Below are 12,128 nucleotides of genomic sequence, written 5' to 3' on the forward strand. Positions count from 1 at the left end.
AAAAGGGGCTTTAAAAGCATACTCAAAGCTGTAAGCTTTACGGAACCCCCAGCCTAGCTGGGGGTTTTCGGTGCACAACGAATAAAAACGGTGAGCATGATGCTCACCGTTTTTTTATGCCCGCGTTTGGCGCCAGACTACACCATATTTTTCAGCCGGTAGATCCATTCCAGCGCCTGGCGTGGCGACAGGGAATCCGGATCCAGCGCCTCCAGGGCTTCTACCGCCGGCGAGGTCTCTTCCTGCAGCAGCGTCATCTGGGTGGCATCGACGCTGCCCGAGGCGGTGTGGCTGGAGATAGACTCCAGCTCGCGCAGCTTCTGACGGGCGCGCTTGATGACGTCGCGCGGCACGCCGGCCAGCGCGGCGACCGCCAGGCCATAGCTTTTGCTGGCAGCCCCGTCCTGCACGCTGTGCATGAAGGCGATGGTATCGCCATGTTCGAGCGCGTCCAGATGCACGTTGACCACGCCTTCCATTTTCTCCGGTAGCGTCGTCAGCTCGAAGTAGTGGGTGGCGAACAGCGTCATCGCCTTGATGCGGTTGGCCAGGTTCTCGGCGCAGGCCCAGGCCAGCGACAGGCCGTCGTAAGTGGAGGTGCCGCGGCCGATTTCATCCATCAACACCAGGCTGTGCTCGGTGGCGTTGTGCAGGATGTTGGCGGTTTCGGTCATCTCCACCATGAAGGTAGAGCGGCCGGAAGCCAGATCGTCCGCCGCGCCGACGCGGGTGAAGATGCGATCCACCGGGCCGATAGTGGCCTTGGTGGCCGGCACGTAACTGCCGATGTGCGCCATCAGCACGATCAGCGCCGTTTGCCGCATATAAGTGCTTTTACCGCCCATGTTCGGGCCGGTGATGATCAGCATGCGGCGCTGTGGCGACAGGGTGAGCGGGTTGGAGATAAACGGCTCACTCAGCACCTGCTCTACCACCGGGTGGCGGCCTTCGGTAATGCGGATCCCCGGCTGTTCACTCATGGTTGGGCAAGCGTAGTTCAGGGTATCGGCGCGCTCGGCCAGGTTGGCCAGCACGTCCAGCTCGGCCAGTGCGGCGGCGCTTTGCTGCAGTTCCGCCAGGTGCGGCAGCAGCAGATCAAACAGCTCGTCGTACAGGCTTTTCTCGATCGCCAGCGCCTTACCCTTGGAGGTGAGCACTTTGTCTTCGTACTCTTTCAATTCCGGGATGATGTAGCGCTCGGCGTTTTTCAGCGTCTGGCGGCGCACATAGTGGATCGGCACCAGGTGGCTTTGGCCACGACTGACCTGAATGTAGTAGCCGTGTACGCCGTTAAAACCGACCTTGAGCGTATCCAGCCCCAGTTTTTCACGCTCGCGGATCTCCAGCCGATCGAGGTAGTCGCTGGCGCCGTCGGCCAGTGCGCGCCACTCGTCCAGTTCGCTGTTGTACCCGGGGGCGATCACGCCGCCGTCGCGCACCAGCACCGGCGGCGATTCAATGACCGCGCGTTCCAGCAGCTCACGCAGCTCGTCGAACTGGCCCACCTGTGACAGCAGCTGCTGCACGTGCGGGGTGTCCACGTCTTGCAGCAGCGCGCGGATGTCCGGCAGTTGCTGGAAAGCATGACGCATGCGCGCCAGATCGCGCGGCCGCGCGGTGCGCAGCGCCAGACGCGCCAAAATTCGCTCCTGATCGCCCACCTGACGCAGAGAAGGCTGCAGATCGGTGAACAGGTCCTGCAATGCGCCGATCGCCTGTTGGCGGGCGGTGAGAACCTTGATATCGCGGGTCGGCATGTGCAGCCAGCGTTTCAGCATGCGGCTGCCCATCGGCGTGACCGTGCGATCGAGGATCGCCGCCAGCGTGTTGTCGCTGCCGCCGGACAGGCTTTGCGTCAGCTCCAGATTGCGGCGGGTCGCGGCGTCCATGATGATGCCGTCCTGCTGGCGCTCCATGGTGAGGCCGCGAATGTGCGGCAGCGAAGTGCGCTGGGTATCTTTGACATACTGCAGCAGGCAGCCGGCGGCGCGCAGCGCCTGGTGCGCCTGCTCGACGCCAAAGCCGGTCAGATCGCGGGTGCCGAACTGCAGGTTGAGCTGCTGACGCGCGGTCTCAAGCTCGAATTCCCACAGTGGGCGGCGGCGCAGGCCGTGGCGCTGTTCTATGAGCGCCATTTGTTCGAAGGTTTCCGGGTAGAGCAACTCGGCCGGATTGGTGCGCTGCAGCTCGGCGGCCATGGTTTCCAGATCCTGCGGCTCGGCGACGCGGAAGCGGCCGGAGCTGACGTCCAGCGTGGCGTAGCCGAAGCCGCGCGCGTCCTGCCAGATCGCCGCCAGCAGGTTGTCCTGGCGCTCTTGCAGCAGCGCTTCGTCGGTGATGGTGCCGGGGGTGACGATACGCACCACTTTGCGTTCGACCGGCCCTTTGCTGGTGGCCGGATCGCCGATCTGCTCGCAGATGGCGACGGACTCGCCGAGCTGCACCAGCTTGGCCAGGTAGTTCTCCACCGCGTGGTGCGGCACGCCGGCCATCGGGATCGGTTCACCCGCCGAGGCGCCGCGTTTGGTCAGCGAGATATCCAGCAGTTGGGAAGCGCGCTTGGCGTCGTCGTAAAACAGCTCGTAGAAATCGCCCATGCGGTAGAACAGCAGGATTTCAGGATGCTGGGCCTTGAGGCGCAGGTACTGCTGCATCATTGGCGTGTGCGAATCGAGTTTATCGGTGCTATTCATGCGATTATTTTTCCAATCCATTGAATGTAAAGGTCACTGTGATTTTCATTGTCATCATTCGCTATCACATTGTTTCAGCAGGCGCCGCCCCATTTAGCGCTTGCCGGGCGGCGCAAATCAAATCATCAAAACGCCAGACGGCGCGCTCAAACCCGAGGTTTGCACAGACGCTTATACTAGCCTAGCGGGCAATCGGCTGTCACAGGTAAAAATGGGAAGCGCTGCGCAAGGCCGGTTTGTAACGCAGCGAGATTGTTGTTCGCCTGCGGGCAACAACGCAAGTCGCCGCCCGCAGTGGTGGTGGAAAGGTTATTGCGCGGCGGTGAGAGGCAAAGGCAGTTGATAGAGGCGGAAGCTGTCGGGCACTTCGGTTTCATGGCCGGGCAGCAGGCGGTGGCGGATGCGCGATTCGCTGACGAAGGCGCAGCCTTGTGGCGTGATAGTCAGGTTGACCGGCGATTCCATGCCTTCGCGCAAGATCTCAATCCGGTGCATGCCTGCCGCCTTGGGGGAAGGGATCCGCAGGATCCGCCCCTGGCCGCTCTGGATCCCGTTTTCCAGCACGATCAGCGCGCCGTCCGGTGCCAACCCCATCCCGTCCGGGTTTTCGATGAGGCGCGGCAGCTGCATTTCCGTCAGCTGCGGCTTTGGATCGTTATAGCTGAGGGCGTAGAGCTTACCGGTGCCGAAATTGGCGACTGCCATCAGCCGGTCGTCGAGCAGCACGATCCCGGCGGCCCCCAACCCGCTGGGAGCCGCCAATTGCGGATCCCGATACAGCGTACTGAATGCCGTTTCGCCCGGCCGCAGGCGCAGGATGCCGCCGCCGCGGGTTTCCGTCACGTACACCGTGCCGTCTGCGCCAAGCACGATATCGTTGCCCATTTCCCCCGCCGGCAGCGCCAGGCTGCGGTTGAGGGTGCCATCCGCGACGTTCAGCGCATAGATGCGGTTGGCGCGCGTTTTGCCGCCGGAGAGAAAGTCTGGCGAGTTCCCCCACAGCAGCCCGCGCCGTTCGTCCAGCCGCAGCGCGTTTGAGGCGAACACCGTGTCAGCACCGGGGAAGAAGGTTTCCCACGCCTGCCCCGGCCGTTTGCGCAGCACGTTGCCGCTGGTGATCAGCCCGACATACAGCGTACCGTCCGCCGCGCGGGCGATGCCGTTGGGGTAACGTGCGCCGGGCGGCAGCGTTATGCTGCTTTCCGTGCAGTCTGCGCTGACGGCGGCCTGCGCCGGCGCGCTAAGGGTGAATGCGGCAGCGAGGGTGAACAACGCCGCTCGCGCGGTAACAGCGTATGACATGTTTCTCTCCGGGAATGAGGGAAAGGGGGCTACCAGCGCTCGGGGCGGGCAGCGTGTGCCATTGGCGCCTCCAGCGCGGCCACGTCTTCCGGCGATAGCCTGAGGTCGAGCGCCGCCAGCGCATCCTGCAGATGGTGTGGCTTGGACATGCCCACCAGCGGCGACGCTACGCCGGGTTTGGCCAACAGCCAAGCCAGCGCGATCTGCGCCGGTGGAACGCTGTGCACGGCCGCCACCTCCGCTACGGCAGCGACGGTGCATTCCACCTCGTTTCTGCCGCCGTACCAACGGGGCGCCTGTTCGTCGGTGGCGGCGCGCAGCGTGCCGCCACTGGCGGAGCCGGCCAACACGCCGCGGGCCAGCGGCGACCAGGGCGTCAGGCCAAGACCTTCCTCCAGGCACAGCGGGATCAATTCTTCTTCGTCTTCACGCGTCACCAGGTTGTATTGGCTTTGCAACGAAATAAACGGCGCCAGGCGGTGCTGACGTTGAAAGGCCAGCATTTTCATCAGGCGCCAGGCGTGCAGTGAAGACGCGCCGAGATAGCGGATCTTGCCCGCCCGCACCAGGCCGTCGAGGGTGTCGGCAGTTTCTTCGATCGGCGTTTCGGTGTCGAAGCGGTGCAGGACGAACAAATCGAGGTAATCCGTTCCCAGCCGCTGCAAGGAGGCGTCGACGCTGTGCAGCAGGTGCTTGCGCGACAGCCCGCGGCTGTTCGGCTGCGCGTCCATCGGAAAGTAGGCTTTGGTGGCGATCACCACGTCTTCACGACGGGCGAACGCCTTCAGCGCGCGGCCGAGAATGCGCTCGCTTTCTCCGCCGGAGTAAATGTTGGCGGTATCGAAAAAGTTGATGCCCGCCTCCAGCGCCTCGCGGATAAAGGGGCGCGCTTGCTCTTCTTTCAGCACCCAGGGCCGCCAGGCCGGATCGCCGTAGGTCATGCCGCCCAGACAAAGGCGGGACACCTGCAGGCCGCTGTCGCCAAGCCGAACGTAGTTCATGGCGTCGCCCCCTCAGCGCATGCCGGCGATGGTGTAGCCGCCGTCCACCAGCAGGCTTTGGCCGGTGATGAAGCGGGCTTCGTCCGTCGCCAGCCACAGTGCCACATCGCCGATGTCTTCCGATTCGCCCAGGCGGCCGGCGGGCGTGTGGGCGATAAAGGGCGCAAACGCCGCGCTGTCGGCCACGCTGCCGCGCGCCATCGGCGTGTCGATGATGCCGGGGTTGATGTTGTTGACGCGGATGCCCTGGCCGCTGTATTCGAGCGCCACCGCGCGGATCATCGCATCGAGCGCGCCTTTGCTGGCGGAATAGCTGGATGAGCCGGCGAGCGCGCCGTGGGTCAGCCAGGAGGAGGTGTTAATGATCACGCCGCCTGAATGTTGCGCCAGGAAGGTTTCAATCTCGTATTTCATCGCCAGCCAGACGCCACGGAGGTTAATGGCGATCACGCGGTCAAAATCCTCGCTGCTCTGTTCGGTGATGGGGGCGAAGTTGCCGATGATGCCGGCGTTGTTGAAGGCGACGTCGAGCCGGCCGTAGTGGGCGGTCACCGTGGCGAGCAGCCTGCGGATGTCGTTTTCCTGGGAGACGTCGGCCACGATGGGCAGGGCGTCGCCGCCGGCGAGCGCGATGTCGCGCGCCGTGGCTTCAATTTCCGCCGCACGCCGGCCGGCCAGCGCCACTTTTGCGCCTTCGCGGGCATAGGCCAGCGCGGCTGCGCGGCCGATACCGGTGCCGCCGCCGCTTACCAGCACGACTTTGTCAGCCAGACGGCGCGGCGTTTCATGAGTTGGGGCTGTAGTATTAATCATCGCATCGATACCTGGTAATGGGTTCGATCGCAATGCTATGTTGTTAGATGACGGATAACTATCCGCTAAAAATTCATCTCACTATTAGATAATTTATATTAATAGCATGAAGAAACCCGAATTGTCCGGCCTGGCGGCCTTCGTGGCTATCGCCAGTGAACGCAGCTTCCGCCGCGCCGCCGCCCGACTGGGCGTGACGCCGCCGACGCTGACCCACACCCTGCGCGAACTGGAAGCGCAGGTGGGCATTCGCCTGTTGAACCGCACCACCCGCAACGTCTCGCCGACGGAGGCCGGTGAGCATCTGTTGGCACAGCTGGTGCCGGCCTTTACCGACATCGACGCCGCGCTGGAGAGCCTGAATGCGTTTCGCGAAGGGCCACGCGGCCTGGTGCGCATCAACGCGCCGCGTTCGGCGATCGATCTCGCCATCGTACCGCATCTGGGGCGGTTGGCCAGCGAGTACCCCGGCATTACGCTGGAGGTAGTGGCGGACGAAGGGTTTGCCAACATCGTCGAGCAAGGCTTTGACGCCGGTATTCGGCTCGGCGAGGATCTGCACAACGATATGCGTGCGGTGCGCCTGACGCCGGATCTGCGTTTTGCCATCGTCGCCACGCCGGACTATTTTCAACGGTACGGCGAACCGACGCATCCACAGGATTTGCTGCAGCACCGCTGCATCGGTTGGCGCAAGGCCTCTTCGGGCGAGCGCTACAAATGGGCATTTCAGCAGGGCGAGCAGCGATTTTCCGTGGCGGTCAACAGCCCGCTTATCGTGGATGACGCCAGGCTGTTGCTGCAGGCGGCGTTGGCGCACGTCGGCATCGCTTTCGCCATCGAACAGGAGGTGGAAGAACACCTCGCTAGTGGGCGGCTGCGGCGGGTGTTGGCCGACTGGTGCGCGCCGTTTCCCGGTTTTTACCTCTATTATCCCAACCGCAGGAATCATTCCGTGGCGCTGACCACGGTGATCGAGTTGCTGCGTCTGCCCACCTAATCTTCTTTACCGGCCATCGCGTTCGGATGGCAAGTAAGTGAATCAAGCTTGAACTATTTTTATTCCCTCTTCGTTTGTTCGGGCGCAAATAATCCCTTAAATTCCCGGCGAGTTTATAACTGGCTGTTTATAATTGTTATTTGAGTATTAATTGCGAATATTCCGAGTTTTTATCGGTTATTTGAGAGCCCGGTCACACTATTTTTTTATGTGAAATGTGAAGGGGGTCAAGCCGGCTGGTCAAGGAGAGACGGTTATTATCCCCGCTGGCTTACCGATCCGTTTTTCATGCTCCGTATACTGTCTGCAACCAGGGCAACGTGACGGAAATTTTCATAAGGAATGTGCGTGAAGCAATCGTGATTGCATCTGGCATACAAATAACACGGGGTTTTTTTGATTATCTGAGGTGCTTGGTATGGAAAAGAAAAAAATCTATCTGTTTTGTTCTGCCGGTATGTCCACTTCCCTGTTGGTATCAAAAATGAAGGCGCAGGCCGAGAAATACGAAGTACCGGTGATCATCGCCGCCTATCCGGAGGCGCTGGCCGCGGAGAAAGGCATTGAAGCGGATCTGATCCTGCTGGGGCCGCAGATCGCCTACACCTTGCCGGAAGTGCAAAAACAGCTGCCCAACAAACCTGTTGAAGTCATCGATCCGCTGCTGTACGGCAAGGTCGATGGGCTGGGGGTGCTGAAGGCCGCGGTGGCCGCCATCAAGAAAGCCAATCAATAACAGGAGGCCGCCGTGAATACCCTCATTGCCTCGCTCGAGAAGGTTATCCTGCCTTTCGCCGTAAAAATCGGTAAGCAGCCCCACGTCAACGCCATCAAGAACGGCTTTATTCGCCTGATGCCGCTGACCTTGACCGGGGCGATGTTCGTGTTGATCAACAACGTGTTCCTGAGCTTTGGCGAAGGATCGTTCTTCTATTCGCTGGGCGTGCGCCTGGATGCCTCCACCATCGAGACGCTGAACGGGCTGAAGAGCATCGGCGGCAGCGTTTACAACGGTACGCTGGGGATCATGTCCCTGATGACGCCGTTCTTTATCAGCATGGCGTTGGCCGAAGAGCGCAAGGTCGATCCGCTGGCTTCGGCGCTGCTGGCGGTGGCGGCCTTTATGACCGTCACGCCGTTCAACGTCGGCGAAGCCTATGCGGTGGGCGCTAACTGGCTGGGCGGCGCCAACATCATTTCCGGTATGGTGATCGGGCTGGCGGTGGCCGAGATGTTTGCTTTCATCGTGCGGCGCAACTGGGTGATCAGCCTGCCGGACAGCGTGCCGGCTTCGGTGTCGCGCTCCTTCTCGGCGCTGATCCCCGGTTTCATCATCCTCTCCATCATGGGGTTGGTGGCGTTCGCGCTGGCGCACTGGGGCACCAACTTCCACCAGATCATCATGGACGGCATTTCGGCGCCGCTGGCCAAGATGGGCAGCGTGGTGGGCTGGGTGTACGTGCTGTTCTCTTCGCTGCTGTGGTTCTTTGGGGTGCACGGCTCCATGGCGCTGGCGGCGCTGGACAGCGGCATCATGACGCCGTTCGCGCTGGAAAACGTGGAGCTGTATAACAAATACGGTTCGGTCGAAGCGGCGGTGGCTGCGGGGAAAGAGTTCCACATGTGGGCGAAGCCGTTCGTCGACTCCTACATTTACCTCGGCGGCACCGGTTCGACGCTGGGCCTGATCATCGCCATCTTCATCGCCTCGCGCCGCGAAGATTACCGCCAGGTCGCCAAGCTGGCGACGCCGTCCGGCATCTTCCAGATCAACGAACCGATTCTGTTCGGCCTGCCGGTGATCATGAACCCGGTGATGTTCATTCCGTTCATCCTGGTGCAGCCGGTACTGACCATCATCACCTCGCTGGCTTATTACTCCGGGCTGATCCCGCCTATCACCAACATCGCGCCCTGGACCATGCCGGTCGGCCTGGGGGCGTTCTTCAACACCAACGGCAGCATCATGGCCCTATTGCTGAGCCTGTTCAACCTGGCGGTCGCCACCGTGATTTATCTGCCGTTCGTGGCGATCTCCAACAAGGCGCAGAGCCAGATCGACGCGGCGACGGAAAGCGAAGAAGACATCGCCAAGGCGCTGAAATTCTAACAGTGGAACGGGGCGGCGTGGCCGCCCCGCGAGGGACGCGAGTATGGAATATCAATTTGCCGACGGGTTCTGGTGGGGCAGCGCCACCTCCGCGCCGCAGTCTGAAGGGGCGGCCGCACGGGACGGCAAGAGCCGCAACATCTTCGACTATTGGTACGAGATCGCGCCCGAGCGCTTTCACGATCGGGTGGGGCCGGGCGAGGCCTCAACCTTTTACGACCATTTCCGTACCGATATCGGGCTGCTCAAAACGTTGGGCCACAATACCTTTAGAACGTCGATCTCGTGGTCGCGGCTGATCCCGGACGGCGACGGCGAGGTGAACCCGCAGGCGGTGGCTTTCTATAACGCGATGATCGACGAACTGCTGGTGCAGGGCATCACCCCGTTTATCAATCTCTACCACTTCGATATGCCGCTGTGCATGCAGCAGCGCGGCGGTTGGGAAAGCCGGGCGGTGGTCGAAGCCTATGCGCGTTACGCCGACATTTGCTTCGGTCTGTTTGGCGATCGGGTCACCCACTGGTTCACCTTCAACGAGCCGATCGTGCCGGTGGAGGCCGGTTACCTGAATGACCTGCACTATCCTTGCGTAGTGGACTTCAAACGGGCGGTCACCGTGGCGTATCACAGCGTACTGGCGCATGCCATGGCGGTGCAGCGTTTCAGAGCGCGGGAGCTGCCGGGGAATATCGGCATTATTTTGAACCTGAGCCCGACCTATCCGCGTTCCGATGCGTCGGAGGATCGGCAGGCTGCGCACGACGCCGATCTGCTGCTCAACCGCAGTTTCCTCGATCCGGTCGCCAAAGGGCGTTATCCGGCGGCGTTGCTGCAGCTGCTGGAGCGGCATGGGCTGATGCCCCACTGCGAGCCGCAGGATGCGCAGCTGATTGAAGACGGCGTGGTGGACATCCTCGGCGTCAACTATTACCAACCGCGCAGGGTGCAGGCGAAAGAGGGGCGCCGTGCCGAGGGGCCGATCGCATCGCCGGAGGATTTGTTCAGTTACTATGCAATGCCGGGCCGCAAAATCAATCCGCACCGCGGCTGGGAGATCTACGAAAAGGGGCTGTACGACATCCTGATGGATCTGAAAGAGAACTACGGCAATCTGCCTTGTTATATTTCGGAAAACGGCATGGGCGTTGAAGGCGAAGAGGCGTTTATCGGCGCCGATGGGCGGGTGGAGGACGATTACCGCATCGACTTTATTCGCGAGCACCTGAAATGGCTGCACCGCGCGCTGGCGGAAGGCTCGCAGTGCAAAGGCTATCATCTGTGGACCTTTATCGACTGCTGGTCCTGGCTGAACGCCTACAAGAATCGTTATGGGCTGGTGCGGCTGGATCGGGCGGATCAGCGCCGCACCATCAAGAAAAGCGGCTACTGGTTTGCCGAGGCGGCCAGACGCAACGGATTTGACTAACGGGAGGCCGGCGCTGTGTCCGACAACCGAATTTCGCTGAGTGCGAACGACGTGAAGCTGATTCGCGAGCAGGATTTTTTTAACTGCAAAGATTTTCACCTGTTTATCTACAACAAGGTGGAAAGCGCCACTGGGCTGCATCAGCACGACTATTACGAGTTTACCATCGTGCTGAGCGGCAAGTGCTACCAGGAGATCAACGGCAAGCGGGTGCTGCTGGAACGCGGGGATTTCGTCTTTATCCCTATCGGCTCCTACCACCAGAGCTTTTACGAGTTCGGCGCGACGAAAATCTTCAACGTGGCGGTCAGCAAAGCGTTCTTTGAAGAGCACTATTTGCAGCAGCTGCCGCGCTGCTTCGTCGCCTCGCAGGCCTACAGCCTGAGGAGCGAGTTTTTGGCCTATATCGAATCGGTGGTGAGTTCGCCGCAGTTTCGCGAGGATGATTTCGCCGAATTTCTCGAAACGCTGACTTTCTATGTGATCAGCCGCATTCGTCACTATAAGGAAGAAAACGACGGCGGCGATGATATCCCGCAGTGGCTGAAGAACACCCTGGCCGGCATGCATGACAAGGCGATGTTCGGCGAAAGGGCGTTGGCGAACATGGTGGCGCTGTCGGGGAAGACCCAGGAGTATCTGACCCGGGCGATGCGGCGTTACTACCATAAGACGCCGATGCAGGTGATCAATGAGATCCGCATCAATTTCGCCAAGACGCAGCTGGAGGTCACCAACTCTTCGGTTTCCGATATCGCCTTTGATTCCGGCTATGGCGATGTCAGCCTGTTCATTAAGAACTTCAAGCGGCTCACCGACGTGACCCCAGGCAACTACCGAAAAAAGTGCTACGGCCCTCTTTAGGGCCGCTCCCGATCAGTATCAACGCCGATATGCCGATGAGCTTCAGGCCGCCGGCCGGTTAATCATTCGATTTTTACCTTAGCGAAGGGGAATGCCGCGTCGGTCGGTCGGGCTTCCCTTGCCAAAAATCCATCTCGCGGGAGCCATTATGGAAAAACTACTGATCGTGAATGCCGACGACTTCGGCCTGAGCAAGGGGCAAAACTACGGCGTCATCGAGGCGTATCAGCATGGCGTGGTTTCCTCTACCACGGCGATGGTGAACGGCGGCGGCGCCCAGCACGCGGCGGCGCTCAGCCGGCAATATCCGGGGCTGCCGATCGGGCTGCATTTCGTTTTGACCCATGGCAGGCCGCTGGGCGCCATGCCTTCGCTGGTCAACGAGCATGGCGAACTGGGTAAATGGCTGTGGTGCCGCGCCGAGGCCGGCGAGCTGCAGCTGGACGAGATTCAGGAGGAACTGCAGCGCCAGTTCGCGCGGTTTGTGACGCTGTTCGGCAGGCCGCCGACGCACATCGACAGCCACCACCATGTGCATATGCAGCCGCAGATTTACCCGCTGGTGGAGGCGTTTGCGCAGGCGCAGGGTCTGCCGCTGCGTCTCGATCGCGAAGAGGCGAAGCGGCGCGATATTACGTTGCAGACGCCCTGCAGCACCGACGCGTTTGACGCGGGATTCTACGGTGAAATGATTTCCGAAGCCTTGTTCCTGCAGCGGTTGACGCGCGCCGACGAGCAGGGCGCCGAGTCATTGGAAATGATGTGCCACCCGGCGTTCCTCGACGCGACGATCCTGCAGAGCAAATATTGTCACCCGCGCCTCGTCGAGCTGGAGGTGTTGACCGCGCCGACGCTGAAAGCGGCGATCGCCGAACGCGGTTTCATGTTGGGCTCCTTCCTGGATCTGTAGCGCTGC

10 protein-coding genes are annotated in these 12,128 nt (G+C 61.2%); 6 read left to right on the top strand and 4 right to left on the bottom strand.

The genetic code is table 11. From position 1 onward, the window contains the following. Positions 1-137 precede the first annotated feature (137 nt). The 4 genes from mutS to AWX27_RS23620 all read right to left on the bottom strand — a co-directional run bounded on the left by mutS (position 138) and on the right by AWX27_RS23620 (position 5,809). Complete coding sequence (gene mutS, locus AWX27_RS23605) at positions 138-2,693, bottom strand: DNA mismatch repair protein MutS (RefSeq protein ID WP_060425333.1); 2,556 nt, start codon at positions 2,691-2,693, stop codon at positions 138-140. 309 nt (positions 2,694-3,002) lie between these two features. Beyond that, positions 3,003-3,995, bottom strand: coding sequence for a Vgb family protein (locus AWX27_RS23610; RefSeq protein WP_060425312.1), 993 nt, complete (start codon positions 3,993-3,995; stop codon positions 3,003-3,005). Between the two features lie 29 nt (positions 3,996-4,024). Next, positions 4,025-4,996 carry an aldo/keto reductase gene (locus AWX27_RS23615; protein ID WP_060425313.1) on the bottom strand — a complete coding sequence of 324 codons (972 nt, stop codon included), beginning with the start codon at positions 4,994-4,996 and terminating at the stop codon, positions 4,025-4,027. A 12-nt stretch (positions 4,997-5,008) separates the two neighbouring features. Next, on the bottom strand, positions 5,009-5,809 hold the full coding sequence (locus AWX27_RS23620; RefSeq protein WP_060425314.1) for an SDR family NAD(P)-dependent oxidoreductase: 801 nt from the start codon (positions 5,807-5,809) through the stop codon (positions 5,009-5,011). A gap of 106 nt (positions 5,810-5,915) precedes the next feature. Between AWX27_RS23620 and AWX27_RS23625 the strand changes: the two genes are divergently transcribed. The 6 genes from AWX27_RS23625 (at position 5,916) to chbG (ending at position 12,122) form a co-directional block, all read left to right on the top strand. Next, positions 5,916-6,809 carry a LysR family transcriptional regulator gene (locus AWX27_RS23625; RefSeq protein WP_060425315.1) on the top strand — a complete coding sequence of 298 codons (894 nt, stop codon included), beginning with the start codon at positions 5,916-5,918 and terminating at the stop codon, positions 6,807-6,809. A gap of 418 nt (positions 6,810-7,227) precedes the next feature. After that, positions 7,228-7,545 carry a PTS sugar transporter subunit IIB gene (locus AWX27_RS23630; RefSeq protein WP_033641898.1) on the top strand — a complete coding sequence of 106 codons (318 nt, stop codon included), beginning with the start codon at positions 7,228-7,230 and terminating at the stop codon, positions 7,543-7,545. Positions 7,546-7,557: 12 nt separating this feature from the next. Beyond that, a complete protein-coding gene (gene chbC, locus AWX27_RS23635) occupies positions 7,558-8,919 on the top strand; it encodes a PTS N,N'-diacetylchitobiose transporter subunit IIC (protein ID WP_060425316.1) in 1,362 nt (453 codons plus the stop codon). A gap of 43 nt (positions 8,920-8,962) precedes the next feature. Next, positions 8,963-10,348: a glycoside hydrolase family 1 protein gene (locus AWX27_RS23640; RefSeq protein WP_060425317.1), complete on the top strand. Its 1,386-nt coding sequence runs from the start codon at positions 8,963-8,965 to the stop codon at positions 10,346-10,348. A 15-nt stretch (positions 10,349-10,363) separates the two neighbouring features. Beyond that, entirely contained in the window at positions 10,364-11,212 is an 849-nt protein-coding gene (gene chbR, locus AWX27_RS23645) for a transcriptional regulator ChbR (protein ID WP_060425318.1), read from the top strand. A 148-nt stretch (positions 11,213-11,360) separates the two neighbouring features. Continuing rightward, complete coding sequence (chbG, locus tag AWX27_RS23650; protein ID WP_060425319.1) at positions 11,361-12,122, top strand: chitin disaccharide deacetylase; 762 nt, start codon at positions 11,361-11,363, stop codon at positions 12,120-12,122. Positions 12,123-12,128: the final 6 nt, after the last annotated feature.

The sequence above is a fragment of the Serratia sp. 2880STDY5682894 genome, assembly GCF_001537385.1.
Lineage (GTDB): Bacteria > Pseudomonadota > Gammaproteobacteria > Enterobacterales > Enterobacteriaceae > Serratia > Serratia nevei.